Source organism: Heyndrickxia sp. FW510-T9, from assembly GCF_058781025.1.
Map to the genome: position 1 here is coordinate 1 of NZ_JBYSWK010000070.1, position 18,850 is coordinate 18,850.

The 18,850-nt window shown below is 34.4% G+C and carries 20 protein-coding genes; 3 read left to right on the top strand and 17 right to left on the bottom strand.

Going from position 1 to position 18,850, the window contains the following annotated elements:
* Nucleotides 1-211 precede the first annotated feature (211 nt).
* From AC3WJF_RS21405 to yneA, 8 genes are all read right to left on the bottom strand, one after another.
* Entirely contained in the window at nt 212-484 is a 273-nt protein-coding gene (locus tag AC3WJF_RS21405) for a hypothetical protein (protein WP_492455851.1), read from the bottom strand.
* Nucleotides 485-671: 187 nt separating this feature from the next.
* Nucleotides 672-887, bottom strand: a complete 216-nt coding sequence (locus AC3WJF_RS21410; RefSeq protein ID WP_492455853.1) for a YneF family protein — start codon at nt 885-887, stop codon at nt 672-674.
* Nucleotides 888-966: 79 nt separating this feature from the next.
* Entirely contained in the window at nt 967-1,407 is a 441-nt protein-coding gene (gene sirA / locus AC3WJF_RS21415) for a sporulation inhibitor of replication protein SirA (RefSeq protein WP_492455855.1), read from the bottom strand.
* Between the two features lie 177 nt (nt 1,408-1,584).
* On the bottom strand, nt 1,585-2,331 hold the full coding sequence (locus AC3WJF_RS21420; protein ID WP_492455857.1) for a polysaccharide deacetylase family protein: 747 nt from the start codon (nt 2,329-2,331) through the stop codon (nt 1,585-1,587).
* Between the two features lie 154 nt (nt 2,332-2,485).
* The gene (gene tkt, locus AC3WJF_RS21425) at nt 2,486-4,492 is read right to left on the bottom strand and encodes a transketolase (protein WP_492455859.1); all 2,007 of its coding nucleotides are present in this window, start codon (nt 4,490-4,492) and stop codon (nt 2,486-2,488) included.
* Nucleotides 4,493-4,619: 127 nt separating this feature from the next.
* On the bottom strand, nt 4,620-4,850 hold the full coding sequence (locus AC3WJF_RS21430; RefSeq protein ID WP_492455861.1) for a DUF896 domain-containing protein: 231 nt from the start codon (nt 4,848-4,850) through the stop codon (nt 4,620-4,622).
* A gap of 102 nt (nt 4,851-4,952) precedes the next feature.
* On the bottom strand, nt 4,953-5,600 hold the full coding sequence (locus AC3WJF_RS21435) for a YneB family resolvase-like protein (RefSeq protein WP_492455863.1): 648 nt from the start codon (nt 5,598-5,600) through the stop codon (nt 4,953-4,955).
* A gap of 10 nt (nt 5,601-5,610) precedes the next feature.
* Nucleotides 5,611-5,934: a cell division suppressor protein YneA gene (yneA, locus tag AC3WJF_RS21440; RefSeq protein WP_492455865.1), complete on the bottom strand. Its 324-nt coding sequence runs from the start codon at nt 5,932-5,934 to the stop codon at nt 5,611-5,613.
* 167 nt (nt 5,935-6,101) lie between these two features.
* Between yneA and lexA the strand changes: the two genes are divergently transcribed.
* Nucleotides 6,102-6,722 carry a transcriptional repressor LexA gene (gene lexA / locus AC3WJF_RS21445; protein WP_492455866.1) on the top strand — a complete coding sequence of 207 codons (621 nt, stop codon included), beginning with the start codon at nt 6,102-6,104 and terminating at the stop codon, nt 6,720-6,722.
* 59 nt (nt 6,723-6,781) lie between these two features.
* Here lexA and AC3WJF_RS21450 read toward each other — a convergent pair whose 3' ends face one another.
* The 4 genes from AC3WJF_RS21450 to AC3WJF_RS21465 all read right to left on the bottom strand — a co-directional run bounded on the left by AC3WJF_RS21450 (nt 6,782) and on the right by AC3WJF_RS21465 (nt 9,344).
* Nucleotides 6,782-7,021: a hypothetical protein gene (locus AC3WJF_RS21450; RefSeq protein WP_492455867.1), complete on the bottom strand. Its 240-nt coding sequence runs from the start codon at nt 7,019-7,021 to the stop codon at nt 6,782-6,784.
* Between the two features lie 189 nt (nt 7,022-7,210).
* Complete coding sequence (locus AC3WJF_RS21455; protein WP_492455868.1) at nt 7,211-7,375, bottom strand: hypothetical protein; 165 nt, start codon at nt 7,373-7,375, stop codon at nt 7,211-7,213.
* A gap of 155 nt (nt 7,376-7,530) precedes the next feature.
* The gene (gene glnA / locus AC3WJF_RS21460; RefSeq protein ID WP_492455870.1) at nt 7,531-8,865 is read right to left on the bottom strand and encodes a type I glutamate--ammonia ligase; all 1,335 of its coding nucleotides are present in this window, start codon (nt 8,863-8,865) and stop codon (nt 7,531-7,533) included.
* 74 nt (nt 8,866-8,939) lie between these two features.
* Complete coding sequence (locus AC3WJF_RS21465) at nt 8,940-9,344, bottom strand: MerR family transcriptional regulator (RefSeq protein ID WP_492455872.1); 405 nt, start codon at nt 9,342-9,344, stop codon at nt 8,940-8,942.
* Nucleotides 9,345-9,915: 571 nt separating this feature from the next.
* Between AC3WJF_RS21465 and AC3WJF_RS21470 the strand changes: the two genes are divergently transcribed.
* Together AC3WJF_RS21470 and AC3WJF_RS21475 are read left to right on the top strand one after the other, a co-directional pair.
* Nucleotides 9,916-10,383 carry a MarR family transcriptional regulator gene (locus AC3WJF_RS21470; RefSeq protein ID WP_492455874.1) on the top strand — a complete coding sequence of 156 codons (468 nt, stop codon included), beginning with the start codon at nt 9,916-9,918 and terminating at the stop codon, nt 10,381-10,383.
* A 155-nt stretch (nt 10,384-10,538) separates the two neighbouring features.
* Nucleotides 10,539-11,966 carry an MDR family MFS transporter gene (locus AC3WJF_RS21475; RefSeq protein WP_492455875.1) on the top strand — a complete coding sequence of 476 codons (1,428 nt, stop codon included), beginning with the start codon at nt 10,539-10,541 and terminating at the stop codon, nt 11,964-11,966.
* Nucleotides 11,967-12,046: 80 nt separating this feature from the next.
* Here the strand turns inward: AC3WJF_RS21475 and AC3WJF_RS21480 are convergent, their stop codons facing one another.
* The 5 genes from AC3WJF_RS21480 to AC3WJF_RS21500 all read right to left on the bottom strand — a co-directional run bounded on the left by AC3WJF_RS21480 (nt 12,047) and on the right by AC3WJF_RS21500 (nt 18,616).
* Nucleotides 12,047-13,309 carry a methionine gamma-lyase family protein gene (locus AC3WJF_RS21480; protein WP_492455876.1) on the bottom strand — a complete coding sequence of 421 codons (1,263 nt, stop codon included), beginning with the start codon at nt 13,307-13,309 and terminating at the stop codon, nt 12,047-12,049.
* Nucleotides 13,310-13,464: 155 nt separating this feature from the next.
* Nucleotides 13,465-14,406, bottom strand: a complete 942-nt coding sequence (spoVK, locus tag AC3WJF_RS21485) for a stage V sporulation protein K (RefSeq protein ID WP_492455877.1) — start codon at nt 14,404-14,406, stop codon at nt 13,465-13,467.
* Between the two features lie 354 nt (nt 14,407-14,760).
* On the bottom strand, nt 14,761-14,991 hold the full coding sequence (hfq, locus tag AC3WJF_RS21490; protein WP_055740326.1) for an RNA chaperone Hfq: 231 nt from the start codon (nt 14,989-14,991) through the stop codon (nt 14,761-14,763).
* Nucleotides 14,992-15,019: 28 nt separating this feature from the next.
* Nucleotides 15,020-15,973: a tRNA (adenosine(37)-N6)-dimethylallyltransferase MiaA gene (gene miaA, locus AC3WJF_RS21495; RefSeq protein ID WP_492455879.1), complete on the bottom strand. Its 954-nt coding sequence runs from the start codon at nt 15,971-15,973 to the stop codon at nt 15,020-15,022.
* 249 nt (nt 15,974-16,222) lie between these two features.
* A complete protein-coding gene (locus AC3WJF_RS21500) occupies nt 16,223-18,616 on the bottom strand; it encodes a penicillin acylase family protein (protein WP_492455881.1) in 2,394 nt (797 codons plus the stop codon).
* Between the last annotated feature and the right edge of the window lie 234 nt (nt 18,617-18,850).

Genomic DNA, 18,850 nt, shown 5'->3' on the forward strand with positions numbered 1-18,850 from the left:
TGAAACTACTAAGGTACTACCGTAAAGAATTATAGGTAGAAAATACTTCACTTTATTATTTCCCTTTCTTTAAAAAATGTTTTTTGTTACGAGTTTCAAAATAAGTTTTAAACGATAATGCTTTAATCATTGCTAGAATATCTTCAAGAGTAAACCCTTTAAGTATTTTTTGGGGACTTTAGGTGTATCTACATTTTTCGCTATTTTTTCTTTATATCCTTCTTTTTTCACACCATCTAAAGAATGCCTTAATCATCTTAAAAATAGAAACAATATTTTGAGATAGTACTCCGGCAATTTGTTGCAATAAAATATAAGATTTCAAATCATAAGTAGAAATACTTTCTAGTTGACTAATACCTCTTTTTGTAATTAAATATTCATTTAATTGTTTGTACTCTTGCCTTTTGTTCTTAATTGTCTTTGCGATAAAACCTTTTGCTATACAATGATACATATACACTTCTAAAACATCTTCTAACAACTAAAAAAACCACCTTCCTATGGTTTAGTTACCATTAGAAAAAGTGGTTTCGGACTAGCATGATGAAAGTTAAAGCATCCATAGAAAAATCTATGATGAAATATTCACTCCAGGACAAAATAATTATAAAAAATTATATTAATTTATTTCAAAAATGAAATTCATCCTTAGAGCAACATTACTTTCATTATTTCATTTGCTTGTTCATTGCATTCAACATTTGATTGATTTTCTTTTGGGATGGTTTCATACCCATTTGTGTCATCATCATTTTAAGCATTTGTTCATTAATTGGTGGATTTTTCTTTAAGTAGTTCATCATATATTTTCGTGCTATGAAAAATCCAATGGCAATTCCTGCTAGTAGTGCCACAACGATTAGTAAATATCCCCACCAAGCCATCGCGTTTATTTCCTCCTTCATGTTGTCTAACTTTTAGTGTACTAAATCCTCAACCATTATACAATATTTCAGTTATGTTTCAAACGTATTTTCGTTCTTTTATTGGTTTTATCCATCCAAAACGCTCATTTTCAATATCAATCGCAAGTAATTGGCCATCGTATTTTTTTAAGGCCTCTAAAAAAATTGACTCTGAATCGTATTTTCCCCAAGCATTTAAACAGATCATCTGCTCCTCAACCTGAAGCTCTACGCCTTTCTCGTCATTATTCCCTGTAAAAAGATATTTTCTTCCATCCCATATCCATTCACTCTTTTTTGAGAGGGATTGATTTAGTAAATGATGAATATTTAATATAGGCAGAGGCTTTGTTATATATTTTATTTGTTTCTTTATAATATCTTTTAAACTACCTCTTACATATAAGTATTGGAGAAATAAGTCATAGAACATTCTTTCTCTTCCATAATAATATTCGGCTACTTCATTCTCAATCAAATAGATTTGATAGGATCTCATGAAAAATCTCACTCCCGAGTTTTTCTTTCCTATCATTATACAAAAAGTATAAAGCATTTATTGTCAAAAGTTGTTTGAAAATTTTATTTATTTTGTCGAAAAAAGGAGAATACAGAGCCTTATTTATTTTTAAGCATTAATATAAAAAAACTAGGTATAATATTATATTTCAATAATTTAATATGGATAAAATGGTATTCCATCATATTCTGATTTCATTAGAAGTTCAGAGACCGTAACCATCTCAAACCCAGCTTTTTTTAATTGAGGTAAAATAATTTCTAGTGCTTTTACAGTCTGACTGCGGTCTCCTCCAGAATCATGCATTAATATGATATCACCTGGCATTGTATCGGAAAGTATATTCTCAGCTATTTTATTAGCCCCTGGCTCTTGCCAATCTCTTGAATCCTGGTTCCATGTCCAAATAATTACTCGATACCCAGCTTCCCTTGCAGTTTGAATAATTCGTTTATTATAATATCCCCCTATAGGACGAAATAAAGCTGGACTTAATCCGGTCGTTTCTTTGATTATTTTTTCTGTTTTCTCCATCTCGTTTTTTAAATGCTTTTGGGATAAATTAGATGAAAAATGATGGCTATATGTATGATTTGCAATTTCATGTCCTTGTTTTGCTTCTTCCTGGACAATTTCTGGGTATTCTCCGACATGCTCTCCTATTACAAAAAAAGTTGCTTTGGCATTATGCTTTTTTAGGAGTTTTAAGATTTGTGGAGTAAATAATGGATCTGGACCGTCATCAAAGGTTAAGGCAACGATTTTTTTTGATGTTCTTGTATTCCAAATGGCATCACCAGATTTTTCAAATTCGAATCTCATGGTCGATTTCGAAAATACTATATCGTGCTCAAAAAGTGTTATGGTTATAAAAATTATGAAGAATATCCATATTTTTTTCATAAAGTAATCCTCTCTTATACAAAGAGTCATTTACTTTAGATTCCCTTAAATTATCACTTATTATGTTTATTAATAAATGGAAATATTATTAAAATAAATCATTCCTTAAGCAAAAAACACGCATAAAATGCGTGCTTTTTGTTAGATTGATTTCTTATTTTTGAAGTAAAGCTTTTACACGGCCAACAACATTTTCAACAGTGAATCCGTATTCTTCCAAAATTTTCTCACCTGGAGCAGAAGCGCCAAAGCCATCAATTGCAAGGATTTCTCCTTCATCTCCAGTATAGCGATCCCATCCAAATGGAGAAGCCATCTCAATAGCAAATCTTTTCTTTACAGTTTTCGGAATGATTGATTCTTTATATTCTTTACTTTGTTGTTCAAAGCGATCCCATGAAGGCATGCTGATTACAGAGGCATCGATTCCTTCTTTAAGAAGTTCACTTTGAGCTGCTACAGCAAGATTCACTTCAGATCCAGAAGCAAGCAGCAATACATCCGCATTTGTCTTCTCAGAAGGAGAAACAATATACGCACCTTTATCAACACCTGTTTGAGCCTTTGCACTAGTTAATTTTAATGTTGGTAACCCTTGACGTGTAAGTACTAATGCAGTAGGTCTGTCCTTAGATGTTAATGCTATTCTCCAAGCTGCTGCTGCTTCGTTGCCATCAGCCGGACGAATTACCGAAATATTTGGCATTGCACGAAGAGCCGCCAATTGTTCAACTGGCTCATGTGTCGGCCCATCTTCACCAACTGCAATACTATCATGAGTAAATACATATGTGACAGGCAATTTCATTAACGCTGCAAGGCGAATAGCTGGTCGTAAATAATCAGAGAACACAAAGAATGTTCCGCCATATACTTGTAATCCACCATGAAGAGCCATACCATTCATAGCTGCGCCCATTGCAAATTCACGAACACCAAACCAGATATTTCTACCATCATAAGAATCCGGTGTGAAATCCTTTTCACCTTTTATCATCGTGTTATTAGATCCGGCAAGGTCAGCTGACCCTCCGATAAAGGTAGGTACATTTTTTGCGATGGCATTTAAAACTTCACCGCTTGATGCACGGCTTGCAATGCTTTTGCCTTCTTCATAAACTAGAATATCCTTATCCCAATCTTGAGGAAGTTCACCGTTTAACGATTGTTCTAATTGTGTTGCAAGCTCTGGATATTTCGTTTTATATCCTTCGAATAAATGATTCCATTCTTCTTCTTTTTTTGCTCCTGCATCAACAATTTTTTCATTAAATCTGTCATAAACCTCTGATGGAACATGGAAATCTTCTTCAAATGTCCATTTATAATAGTCTTTTGTCAGTTTTAATTCATCAGCACCAAGAGGAGCACCATGAACTGCAGATTTTCCGGATTTGTTTGGAGACCCGTATCCGATAACAGTCTTAACCTCAATCATTGTTGGACGAGTATCATCAGATTTTGCTTCTTCAAGAGCTTTCGCTATTTCTGCAAAGTCATTGCCATCCTCTACACGAATATATTGCCAACCATAAGATTTAAATCTTCCTTCCACACTTTCAGAGAAAGATTTATCCAAATCACCGTCTAAAGAAATGTCATTAGAATCATACAATACTACCAATCGACCTAATTTCAAATGTGCAGCTAATGAAGCAGCTTCACTTGAAATACCTTCCATTAGATCACCATCACCACATAGTGCATATGTAAAATGATTAATTAAATCGAAATTTTCTTTATTATAAACACCAGCAATATGACGTTCTGCCATTGCCATCCCTACTGCCATTGCTATACCTTGGCCTAATGGACCAGTCGTTGCTTCTACTCCATCAGTATGTCCATATTCAGGGTGGCCTGGAGTTTTACTTCCCCATTGACGGAAATTTTTTAATTCATCCATACTCAAGTCATATCCGGATAGATGAAGTAAGCTATATAAAAGCATAGAACCGTGACCAGCAGATAAAACAAAACGATCGCGGTTGAACCACTTTGGATTTTTAGGGTTGTGATTCATAAATCGAGTCCATAAAGTGTATGCCATTGGGGCAGCACCCATAGGTAACCCGGGGTGACCAGAATTTGCCTTTTCGATTGCATCAATTGATAGTGTACGAATAGTTGTTACCGATAATTGATCTGTATTATCAAACAAAATTATGCATCCTTTCTAATAAAAAAATAACATTCAATTACATATTATCTTATGTTTAGCATATTAACTCAATAAATTACCATATAATTTTTAAAAATATATTAAAAAAGGTTTACATTAATATTCCTTAATGTAGCTTTTTATTTTGCAGGTCTCGCAATTTTTTAGGTGTAACTTCTTCTCCATTTGGATCAAAAACTCTAACTGTCTCTATCGTGTTTTTCATAGATGAACGAAAAGACTCTAAATATTCTCTTCTAAGTCTAGACTGTTCTTTCGCTTCTTCAACAGTTAACCCCTGCTCTTTAGACTTTTTTGCAAGTTCATTTATTCTTGATATTTTTTCTTTTGAAAGCATAAATTTACTCCTTTTTAGAAGGATGAAAATAAATCAACCCTACTTTAATAAGAGTTATGTTACTAAAAAAAGAGTCCTTTATCAAGAATGGACTCTTTTAAACTATAGCTTTTCTTCTTGCGAAAACTCTTGAAACCTTCTATGTACTGTTGCTTTTGAAACATTATAACCAAAGCCGCGCAATGTGGCAGCAATTTCCGCAAATGTAAGTCCATTATTTCTTAATCGCGCAATCTCTTCTATTGGAATACTCTTTCTTTCTCTGCCTAATACATTTCCATTCCGTTCCAAATTATTTTCAGGATGATACCCATTTGCCACCGCTCTTTTCATCCCGCGTTTAATTTTCAAGTTATGTAATTTGCGTTGGTATTCTTCGACCATACTCACAATATTTAACACCATAGAATCTGAGTCTGAAAGCTCTAGTTCACCATTATTATCTAAACAATATACTTTCACATTTTCTTTTTTTAGACAATGAAGTAAAGCAATCTTGGCGTTTCCTCTCCCTATTCTCGTTTCATCCTGCACAATAATCGACTCTATCTCTTTGTCTTTTATATTATCAAGCATTTCTAGTACTCCCGGCCTATCTAAATCATACCCACTTGCTTGATCGTGGATAATATTAACAATCTTTAAGTTCCATTCTTTCGCAGCCAAAATTAACTCTTCTTCCTGGCGAGATAAAGATGTTTCCTGGGATTGTTTCGTAGTGCTAACTCGACAATAAATAATTGCATTCATATTAATTTACCTACTTTGCTTCAGAAGCTAATTGTGTTACCTTTTCAACTTTATTTTTAATTTTTATTGGTATTACAATTGTCTGTCCTTCTTTAATATTTGTGGTGCTTAAATTATTTTCATCTTGAACCCATTTTATGAAATCTAATTGTGACATTCCATTTTCCATTCTATATGTATCTGCGATTTCCCACAACGATTGACCTTCAGATACAATAATATGTTCGTATGAATTGGATCGGTCATCTAATTGAATGATCATTGTTAGTCCAAGCAATAATGAAAGAATAACTAGAATAATAGCATATGAATAATTTTTCCATAATTTCAACATAAGATATCCCCTTTTTTCGAATATATGTTCGTTTTATTGTTTTAAGTATAATAAGAACGCATGTTTGATGTCAACATTTTTTTCGAACTTATGTTTGTATAATTAAAAAGGTAATGATATAATTAAATTAATAAATAGTCGAATCTTCGATTGTAGAGGTGTTATATATGACAAAGCTTTCAAAAAGACAGCTAGATATTTTGGAGTTCATTAAACAGGAAGTAAGAATGAAAGGCTATCCACCATCCGTTCGTGAAATTGGAGAGGCAGTTGGACTAGCCTCCAGTTCAACCGTACACGGTCACCTATCAAGGCTTGAGAGTAAAGGGTTAATTCGTAGAGATCCCACAAAGCCAAGAGCAATAGAAGTTCTTAATTTAGATGATACGATTCCTCAGCAAAACATTGTGAATGTTCCTCTTGTCGGGAAAGTAACAGCTGGAATGCCAATTACAGCGATAGAAAATGTCGAAGATTATTTCCCATTACCGGAACATCTAGCACCTTCTGACGAGAATATATTTATGTTAGAAATCGTTGGAGAAAGTATGATTGAGGCTGGTATTCTAGACGGGGATTATGTGGTTGTCCGTCAGCAGCAAACAGCAAATAACGGTGACATCGTTGTGGCTATGACAGAAGAAGATGAAGCCACTGTTAAAAGATTTTTTAAAGAAAAGAATTATTTTCGTCTACAGCCGGAAAATTCTACAATGGAACCAATTATATTACCGAATGTAACTATTTTAGGAAAAGTAATTGGACTATATCGTCAAGCAATTCATTAAATAAAAACCCAAAAGGTTGGAATATCCTATCCTTTTGGGTTAAATTATTTTTAGTAGACTTATTTATCACTTTTTGTCATGTTTTTTGTTCCGCTATATAATCCGCTTGCAGATAAACCAAGCATTAAACCAACAATAATTCCTTGTTTTATATTAGTGCCTAAATAAAATATTCCAAATAAGAGTCCGAGTATTACAGCAATGAACGGTGAATATTTTTTAGGAAATCCCGCCCTCTTAAACAGCTCCACCACACCAAGGATTAACGGAATAATGGCAACATCATATACCTCAAACACTTTACACCACCTCCGATTTTCTAATGATATATCTTATGCTCGTCCCCATTACCTTCATGAATATCTTTTCTCTTAATATATTTTATTTATATTTTTAAAAATGATTGGATTATTTTCATATCTCATCCTTTTTTTAAACCAATTTCCAACTTTTATCCAAAGAAAAAAGCACCATCATAGGTGCTTTCATTACTTCTTCATGGATTGTTTTTTGATAAATTTATCCCTTTCTCCTCCGTCCGAGAGTTCCTCCGAAAACGCATGATCCTTTTGTTTAGTAGAAACAAACTTGGAGGATTGAAGTACCTCAGAAGGTAAATTATTATTTGGAGCCGCTTCATCATTCCATTTCACACAATCTCACTCCTTTTTAAAAATAGTATTTGTAGTTAAAGCAATAAAATGTAAATAAAACAAATAAGAGTTCTAAAATATATATGCAAATATCTTTTTATTTTCTAACCAATTAAAAATCCCCTTAATAGTGCTGGTATCAAGGGGTTCTTCTATTAATACATGTTTAAATATTGTTCTCTTTCCCAAGGGTGGACTTGCGTTCTAAACATATCCCATTCAATTTCTTTCGCCTCAAGGAAATGTTCCAAAATATGCTTTCCAAGCGCACTAACCATTACTTCATCCGACTTTAAATTATCTAATGCCTGATAAAGTGTTGATGGAAGATCTACAATTCCAGCTTCTTCCCGCTCTTGTTTATTCATCACATAAATATTGCGATCAACCGGAGCTGGTACTTTTAAATTATTTTTAATGCCATCTAAGCCTGATTTTAATAACACTGCCATAGCCAAATATGGATTTGCTGCTGGATCTACGCTACGTACTTCAACGCGTGTACTTAGACCGCGAGAAGCAGGAATTCGAATAAGAGGACTGCGATTTTGTGCAGACCACGCTACATAACAAGGTGCTTCATAACCAGGAACTAATCGTTTGTATGAATTAACAGTCGGATTGGTTACGGCAGTAAAGTTTGTTGCATGCTTGATAATACCTGCAATAAATTGATAAGCGACATCACTTAATCCAAGTTCACCCTTTTTATTGTAGAAAGCATTTTCACCTTTTTTGAACAACGATAGGTTACAATGCATTCCAGAACCAGCTACTCCAAATAATGGCTTAGGCATAAATGTTGCATGCAGCCCATGCTTACGAGCAATTGTTTTAACTACCAACTTAAATGTTTGGATATCATCACATGCTTTTAATGCGTGCGCATACTTAAAGTCAATTTCATGTTGCCCAGGAGCTACTTCATGATGCGATGCTTCTACTTCAAATCCCATTTCTTCTAATTCAAGTACGATATCACGACGGCAATTTTCACCCAAATCTGTGGGGGCAAGATCAAAGTAACCACCATTATCATTTAATTCAAGTGTAGGCTCACCTTTTTGATCTAATTTGAATAAGAAAAACTCTGGTTCAGGTCCAAGATTGAAGTCAGTAAATCCTAATTCCTCCATTTCCTTAAGGACCCTTTTTAAGTTATTTCGTGGATCTCCATCAAAAGGAGTTCCATCCGCATTATGAATATCACAAATTAATCGAGCAACCTTTCCTTTTTCAGCAGTCCAAGGAAAAACTACCCATGTATTTAAATCTGGAAATAGATACATATCTGATTCTTCGATACGAACAAATCCTTCTATGGAAGAACCATCAAACATCATTTTATTATCTAAAGCTTTTCCTAACTGGCTTGATGGAATTTCAACATTCTTTATTGTTCCTAAAATATCTGTAAATTGGAGACGAATAAACTTTACGTTCTCTTCTTCAGCGATACGAATAATATCTTCACGGCTATATTTTGACAATGTGAACAATCCCCCTACATGGAAAAAATTAATTTTTTTCAGAAAAGTAATACTAACACTAAACCAAAGTTGTATTAATGATAAAATCTCGGAACTTCATTTTGTTTCGTGGATGTACGTTGGAATCGTCCAGCTTGCAGCATTTCTTCACGAAGTACTCTTCGAATTTGTTCGTCGGAAATACTAACTTTGTTTTCATCTGATGGCTGAGTTATTTCTTGTTCTGCATTTGTTACTTTCATTGTCAGGATTTTTTTAATTCCCGCCATATTAATTCCTTGCTCCAAAAATTCTTTAATCTCTAAAAGTAAATCAACATCATTTAAAGAATAAAGGCGGCGATTACCATCAGTTCGAGAAGGAGAGATCAATTTATGTTCTTCATAATATCTAATTTGGCGCGCCGAGAGCTCAGTTAATTGCATAACTGTACTAATTGGTAATATGGGCATGGAACGACGGATTTCTTTTTTGTTCATTTTGATTTCTCCTTCCTCCATCGAATAATATGAGTATACTTTGTGTTATTAAATATGTCAAGATGATGTTAGAATTTCTAACATGAAAAAATATAAGTAATTGTTTTCACTATTTTTACATCCTAACAGTACAGTGATTCAATGTGCTGTATAATAAATTCAAAATCAATTCGTTTGTCCACTTTAGGGACATGATGATCTTTCGGTACAAGTTCTTCTGTAGATACAAACTAAAAAATAGTTCCTTGGAACAGTAGAATGTTTACTCGTCATAGGCGAAACTCTTTGGCATTCTTGTATTTGTTGGCTTTTTTATAAAAAAAGACTGTAGATTTAAGTCTACAATCTTTTGCAAATATCTTGACACTTGCCTCGCTTGTCGTTGGTGGATTGGTTTATTTCATCAATTATTACCAATTGATAACTAGCGTTTGTATAATGAACGCTTAGACGCTTTCCGTTCTCCTTTTTCACGTATAGCTCAATTCCTAAAATAATTATATTAATATTGTTGAATAGGTACAAAAATCTTATAATATTGATAATGCACCAACGGGTAGGAGGAGTGGCCATGAACAAAGAAGAACGGCTCATAATGAATTTCAGGGACTTATACAACAAGATGGTTTGGCTTAATAAACCTATGATGGAAGACAGTCTCAATGGTTATAAGCCTTCTGAGGTACATTGTATCGAATCTATTGAAAAAAATGGAGATACCAATGTGACAAAACTTGCAGAGTCCCTTTATATGACTAGAGGTGCCATAAGTAAATTAACTAAGAAGCTTATTAAAAAAGGCCTTATCGAAAGCTACCAAAAACCGGATAACAAGAAAGAAATATATTTTAGGCTTACCAAGCAAGGGAAAGTAATTTATACAATCCACGAGGAACTCCACAAAGAGTTTCAAGAACGGGATAAAATCGTATTTGAACAAGTAACCGAAGAACAATTCGACAGTATGCTTAGCTTCGTGGAAATGTATAATAGGCATTTGGACGCAGAAATAAAGAAACAAGGAATAGATATTAATTAAATCGGAATAAATTTAAGTAATAAAACCACAGGCAGACGGACTCTATCGAGAACGAGCTGCCTTTTTACTGTCATTATTTTGTTGACGAAGAAGCAAAACTATGTTATCTTTTTGTTGACAAGGAAACAAACGATTACTTCTAAGAGGAGATTAATATGTCAATAGATAAAGTAAAAGAACCAGGATTACCAAAAGAAATTCTCACGGCTGCCTGGGCTATTGCACTTGGAGCAATTGCTCCAATGCTTGATTCAACTATGGTGAACATCGCCATCGATAAACTAACAAAGGATTTCAATACGACATTAGCTACCATTCAATGGTCCATTACAGGATATGTTTTAGCCCTCGCAATTGCAGTTCCAATATCTGGATGGCTAATGAACAAATTTAACGGAAAGAAAATCTTCGTCGGAGCAGTCATCGCCTTTGGTGTAATTTCTGTTCTCACTGGAATTAGTTGGGACATTTCCAGCTTCATCTTCTTTCGTTTGCTTCAAGGATTTAGCGCTGGAATTATAACTCCACTCATGTCAACACTCTTGGTTAAAACAGCTGGCCCAGAAAATATTGGGAAAGTTATGGCAATCGTTAGTACACCTATGATATTCGGCCCAATCTTAGGACCTGTAATCGGTGGCTTTATCGTTCAAGGTGCATCATGGCATTGGATTTTCTTCATCAATGTGTTCATCGTTTTAATTGCTGCACCACTTATGATGAAAACTATTCCAGACTTTGAACCATTCAACAAGGATAGTAAACTCGATGTTTTTGCGATTATCGATTTGTCCTTAATGAGTGCGGCATTGATTTACGGAATTACAAAAGCTGCGGATCATACATCATTTAACAACAGCGAAACAATCCTATGGGTGAGCATTGGTCTTGTATTAGCAGTAATTTACCCAGTATATAATCGTATTAGAAAGAATCAAACTGTGCTTCCAATGGATTTGTTTTCACACAAACGCTTCACAGCATCAAGCATCGGTTTGTTCTTAGCGAATATTGCCGTCATGGGACCAATGTTAATACTTCCATTGTTCTTTCAAAATCTCCGTCATTTCACGGCAATTGAAGCAGCGCTTGCGTTAATCCCTCAAGGAATTGGGATGCTCATTACTCGGCCAATGATTGGAAAAATGATTGATAAGATCGGTGCGAAATACGTAGTTATGGCTAGCCTTGTTCTTTCGCTGATCGGATCTATTCCACTTATCTTCATCACCGATAAAACAAGTATGATTTGGATTTCCATCGTATTGTTCATCCGTGGTACCAGTTTTGGAGGAATTATGCTTCCGTTGACGAGTGACGCTTATACAGGACTTGACAGCAAACAACTTCCAGAAGCAGGTGTCGGTATAAATATTATTGAAAACCTTGGTTCAAGCTTTGGTTCAGCTGCTATCGCCACCGTTGTAGCAACTGTCATAAAGGATGCGCAACCAACGATTGCGGGTGGTTTGAAAGGTTACCATGCCGGATTCTTAGTATCCGCCATTGTCCTTGCGGTAATCTTCATCCCCAGTCTATTTCTCACAAATAAAAAGAATGCAATAAAAAGAACCCGCGCTTGAACATTCGAGCGCAGGTTTTTTATTAGAAATGCTTTCGGAGATTATAGTCTACAGTCTGAGAACATCATTTCGGTGATCCATTATATTAACCCTTTGTTCATCAAACGGTCTAATGCGGAACAGACGGCAATTTTTACATGAGAATACGTCAATCCACCTTGAACATAAGCTGTATATGGTGGCCGAATTGGTCCATCAGCAGTAAGTTCAATACTTGCTCCTTGAATAAATGTACCTGCAGCCATGATAACATCATCCTCATAACCAGGCATATAGCTTGGATACGGTGTTACATAAGAGTTGACTGGTGAAGAAAATTGTATAGCCTGGCAGAATTCAATCATTTTATCTGGATCATCGAATTGAACAGATTGAATTAAATCTGTTCGGTATGAGTTCCAGGCAGGATGAGTATTCATACCAAATTTCTCGAGTATGGCAGAAGTGAACACTGCCCCTTTTAAAGCTTGTCCTACAACATGTGGCGCTAGAAAGAAACCTTGAAACATTTCCTGAAGACTATATAATGTAGCTCCAGCTTCTGCCCCAATCCCAGGGGACGTCATTCGATAGGAACAAGATTCAATATATTCTTTTTTTCCAACGATATATCCGCCAGTTTTGGCAATTCCTCCACCGGGATTTTTGATTAACGACCCAGCCATTATATCCGCCCCAACATGGCACGGTTCCTTTGTTTCTACAAACTCTCCATAACAGTTGTCAACAAAAACCACCACATCTGGTTTTATGTTTTTTAAGAAAATAATCATTTCTTCAATTTCGTCTATTGTAAAAGAAGGTCTTGTTGCATATCCCTTAGACCTTTGTATGCCAATCATCTTTGTATTAGGTTTAATGGCTTGTTCAATTGCGAAAAAGTCAGCTTTTCCATTATCCATAAGAGGAACACTATTATATTGGATATTAAACTCTTTTAAAGATCCATTTCCGCTTCCACGTATTCCGACAATTTCTTCTAACGTATCATATGGTCTACCTGTAATATAAAGTAATTCGTCACCTGGACGAAGGATGCCAAATAATGCGATGGAAATAGCATGGGTACCAGAAATGATTTGGGGGCGGACTAATCCCATTTCTGCCCCGAACACTTCTGCATATATTTTTTCTAATGTATCCCTTCCTATATCATCATATCCATATCCAGTTGAAGGAATAAAGTGTGTATCGCTCACACGTTGATTTTGAAAGCCTTGTAGGACCCTATATTGATTCTCATCCACACTTTTATCTATTTGATGATGTATCGATGCTATTTGTTTTTCCGTTTCCGCTACGATTGCTTGGAGTTTTTCTCCATTCATTAAGTTTTGAAACATTTTTTACTGCTCCTTCTATTGCTGAAATTGTTCTATCATTAAATGATTAGCTTTCTTATTATCTTACCAAATATTTTATGTAAAAATATCATATATTGCATAAGTTTTAGAAAAACACAAAAAGATAGCTAGTCAATTCGACTAGCTTACATTGTTCAATAATCTGGAAAAACTAAATCATTGCTACGTAATGTTATTAAATCGTAGCGGTCATACGTTCCATCAGAAAGCAATCTCATAGCTTGTGACCGTATAGATTTTTCAATAATATTTCTTACATAGCGTCCATTTGAAAAACTAATTGGATTTACCATTTTAATTAAGGCTAAGTGCTCTTTCAATTTGCGTTCCGCATCTTGACTAAGTATATATTCCTTATCATTCAGCATTCGTTTTCCAATTTCCATCAGTTGCTCGACTGTATAATCTGGAAAATGAAAAACAAGTGGAAATCTAGAATGAAGACCGGGATTTAGACTTAAAAAATAGTCCATTTCATTTGAATACCCAGCTAATATTAATATAAATTCATGCTGTTTGTCTTCCATATGTTTAACAAGTGTATCAATTGCTTCCTTTCCAAAATCCTTTTCACCACCACGCCCAAGAGAATAGGCTTCGTCAATAAAAAGGATGCCTCCAATTGCTTTTTTTATTAAATCTCGAGTTTTTTGAGCTGTGTGACCAATATATTCTCCTACTAAATCAGCCCGCTCCGCTTCAATCAAATGCCCTTTAGATAAGACATTCATTTTCTGAAATAGTTTTCCAATGATTCTAGCGACTGTCGTCTTTCCTGTTCCTGGATTACCTTTAAACATCATGTGGAGCGCTTGTTTTCCAGTTTTTAACCCTGCGGATTCTCTTTTTTTATTAATATAAATCCAAGCATACACTTCTTTAATCATTCTTTTCATTTCTTCCATCCCGACAAGCGCACTTAATTCAGATTCAATTTCCTTAAGTGCTTCATGTTCTGCGGAATTCGTCTTTGGAACAACTTCCCTATGGACATTAGATTGAGGTATTTCTCTTTGTTGAGCATTTAGTACAATACTTATCTGTCCGTTATTTTTCATACGTATTGGTTGATCCAAAGCGTTCACCTCACATTCTAAAAACAGTATACGCTTAGAAGCATAAATTGTGACATATGCCTATTGTATATTGAAGCACCGAATAATTATATTTGCTCCAACATACTTTTCGGGATGCAACAGTCACAAACTTGCGAAAAATGACAAAAATCTCGGTTATTCTTTCAAAACATAGATCGATTTGTCATTTCTTGCGCTTTCCCAAGAAATAATGCCTTACATTCATTCTATTCGATTTATTAGCTAAACATTACTTCCCTATGAAAATCGGATTAAAAGGATGTACAAAAAAAGAAAAAGCATAACCATTTAGGTTACGCTTTTTCTATTCGTCCAGCCCATCGCCACTGTTTTTTATGCTTCTTCAAAATTTATTTGGACATTTTTTTGAGGTGCAAAGGTTGATATGGCATGTTTAAAAACAAGTTGTTGTTTTCCTTCTGATTCAAACAAAACGGTAAAATTATCAAATCCTTTAACTTGGCCTCTTAACTGAAATCCATTGAGTAAAAAAACCGTAACAGAAGTTCCATCTTTTCGTAATTGATTTAGGAATTGATCTTGAATATTAACTGCTTGTTTCATGCTTAGTCCTCCTCTTCTATCTCTAATACTATGTATTCGATTTTAATTGCAGCTTTCCTGCAATAAAATTTGAAATTTCCACTATTTTTTTTGCTCGCTCAGATTCGTCTGTCATATCAAACCATTTTACATCCATTTTGTTTCGAAACCAAGTAAGCTGCCGCTTAGCATAATTTCGAGAGTTTTGTTTCAATTGCTCTACTGCTTCGTCAATTGTTATTTTTCCATCAAAATAATCATAGAGTTCCTTATAACCTATCGCTTGAATAGATTGCACATCACGAAGATTACTTTCATATAATTTTTTTACTTCATCCATTAAGCCAGTCTTTAACATAATATCAACACGTTTATTAATCCGGCTATATAGTTTCTCCCTGTCCATAGTTAAACCGAATAATGCAACATTGTATTGCAGATGTGGTTTTTGTTTTTCTTGATAGTCAGAAACCGTTTTACCTGTACAATAAAAAATTTCCAATGCACGAATAATCCTTCTAATATTATTTGGATGAATTTTTTCAGCACTTTGAGGGTCAATAGATTTCAATTCATTATGCAAAGTCATATTCCCTTCAACCTTTGCCCTAGTTTCTAGTTTGCTTCTAAATTCATCATTGCTTATATTATCGGAAAATTGGTAATCATAAATGACAGATTGAATATATAAACCAGTCCCACCAACAATCATCGGAATAGCATTTCTATTATGTATTTCCTTTATTTTTTCACGGACAAGTTGTTGAAATTCCGCAACAGAAAAAGGATCATCTGGATTTTTTATATCGATAAGATGGTGAGTAATTCCTTGCATTTCCTCTTTTGTAATTTTAGCAGTCCCAATATCCATACCTCTATATATTTGCATGGAATCACCACTAATGATTTCACAATTAAAATGTTTTGCTAAATAAACACTTAAGTCCGTTTTACCAACAGCAGTCGGGCCAATCAGTACGATAAGTTTTTGAAGATCACTCAACTAATTTCACAGCCTTTATAAAAATATTGCCAATGACTTTCTTTTAGCTTTACCTTGCATAACTTACTATTAAACGTTTTAGTTAAGCAACGCTTCTTTATCGTACCATATTATCATATTATTATTGGAACAGTTATTTATTATAACCAAAAAATTATTAAATTAAACTTAAATAAAGTTATTTTCTTAAACTTTGTTGCTTTTGTATCACATAAAAAATAACCGACTCATTACAAGTCGGTCATCTGATTATTTTTTACTAAGTGGAAGCAATTTTAACACTTTTCCATCACTTGGTTTGATATTTAATGTTGTTTCATGATATTTTCCATTAACCCAATCACTTATTTGATCATGGTACCATTTACTTCTAAAATTACCCGATTGACCTGGTCCAACTATATGATAAGATTTCGACATATCATTTGTATCTATAACAAACCGCCAGGATGCACCATGATCAACAATCCCATTATCATCATTACTAGCAGCTTGAACTGTTACTTTACTTCCTCCAACTGGGATTGGTTTCTCACGATTAAAAATAAGAGCAAGAACGCTTGATGAAGAAGATATTGGATGGGCAAAGTATAGCTTATGATAATCACCCCATTTCCAATCTGCAGGATTATCACCATACTTGTCTTTTAATTCCTTTAGAACATGTTCAAGCGATTTTTGTAATACAGTTTGGACACCTCCTCTTGTCTTCATCCATACCCCTTCATTCCCATATAGTGCACTTCGTAAAATTTGGTCCACCGCTTGTGATTCGTCCTCAAATAAATTCAATACATTACTTGGAATTTCTTTCTCAAATAATACATTTGGAATTTCCTGCATCCATAAATAATAAATTAATGGCGCTGCTAAATCCTTGTCATCTTTATAATTCCATTTTTTCATTTCGTTCAGTGCTTTTTTCTCATTATCGGTTAAGGATGCTTGATTTAATACCTGCAGAAAGCCAGGAACAAATTCACGCGCTGAAAGATTCATTTGATCCATTTGTAATGTTTCCATATCTTTGATAGAAATTTTATCTTTGGATTTCAGTACTTCTTGAATTCTCATTTGACGAAATGGTTGTGCCCAAACATTACTAATATGATAAGGATAATTGTCATCTATCACTTTATTATTTGCACTGGAAATGAATCCTTGTGCAGGATTTACTACTTTTGGTAATTGATTAAAAGGAATATATCCTTTCCAACCATACTCATCTGACCATCCTGGTACTGGAAATAGAGCGTCACCTTTTTTTCTTATCGGGATTTTGCCGTTTGCTTTATACCCGATCGTTCCATCATTTGATGCAAAGACAAAATTTTGAGCTGGAGTATGAAAATCCAAAAGCGCATTTTCAAATTCATTCCAATTTTTCGCCCGATTCATATTTAAAACCGCTTCTAATTCTTTAGATGGTTCCAGAGCTGTCCATTGTAGAGAAAAGACAGTGTTATCTTTGTTCTGATAAGCAAATTCCGAAATGACTGGTCCGTGCTTTGTTACCGTTACCTTATACGGGATTGTTTTCTCCCCTTTTACCTTGATAGGTTCGTTAATAACTGAAGCATCGTACCATTGGTTATTATAAAGAAATTGATTAGGTTTTTGCGGATTTCGTTTTTCAATATATAAATCCTGTACATCTGGTCCAGTATTGGTAACTCCCCAGGCGATATGCTCATTTGACCCGAGGATGATTCCAGGAATACCAGCAAAAATAACGCCACTTACATTCATGTCCTCAGCTTGAAGATGCATTTGATACCATATAGAAGGTGTCGCCAAAGATAAATGTGGATCATCTGCAAGCATTGGTTTTCCCGAGATACTTTTCTCTCCACTAACAACCCAATCATTACTGCCATTAAATACAGGTGGCTTGATTGCGCTAGCAAAACTTTTTCCAATATCTATTTGACTATTTTTTAATTGAGAAATAATGAGTGGGGCATCCTTTGGATAACTTGGAAGCAAGTCTTTCGCTTTATCTTCCGGAAGATTCATTAATGCCCAATAATTAAATGCTTGTTCATTCCAATGACCACCTAAATCAAACGCCATATATTTTCCGATTGTTAATGAATCTATAGGTGTCCATTTTTCAGGCTGATAGTTTAATAAATTAAACTCAACCGGCAATCGTTTTAAAGAAATGGCTTCTTTCATATAGGCATTTACACCATCTGCAAACCATTTTAAAACATCTTTCCCTTCATCAGAGTACTGCTGATAAGATTCTTCGGCAGCTCTTCTTAATCCAAGTGTTCGGAAAAATTTATCCCGATCAACCGTTGCACTTCCAACAACTTCACTTAATCTACCAGATGCTTGTCTTCGACTTAAGTCCATTTGAAAAAGCCGATCTTGAGCTTCGACATATCCTTGGGCATAATACAAATCATGCAAATTATCTGCATTGATATGTGGAACACCATTTTCATCACGGATAATACTTACTGGATTATGGATTCCCGTTAAATAAATTTGCCCTGTCGTTTTTGGCAAAGATCTTAATGTGTAGAAATTTAAGATTATCGCAATTAATAATACTAAAATAATGAGAATCATTAATATCCATTTTGCGGGTTTCTTCCATTTTCTGATCGGTTTCCTTTCTATTACAACCTCCATAATTCTCCCTCCTTAGTATTAAAATATTGGATACTTCCAGAAAAAAGTCCTTTCGTATTTTTCGAAAATTTCAGAAAAAATTCAATCCATCACTATTGATAATTTGGTTTATACAATGAAACAAAAACTGCCACAGTTTTTGTTTTTTCTTTATGCTGTTAAAAACCAATATATATTTTTGAAGACAAATTTTTAATTTTGGATGATAAAAATGAAAATTGTATGAAACTTTAT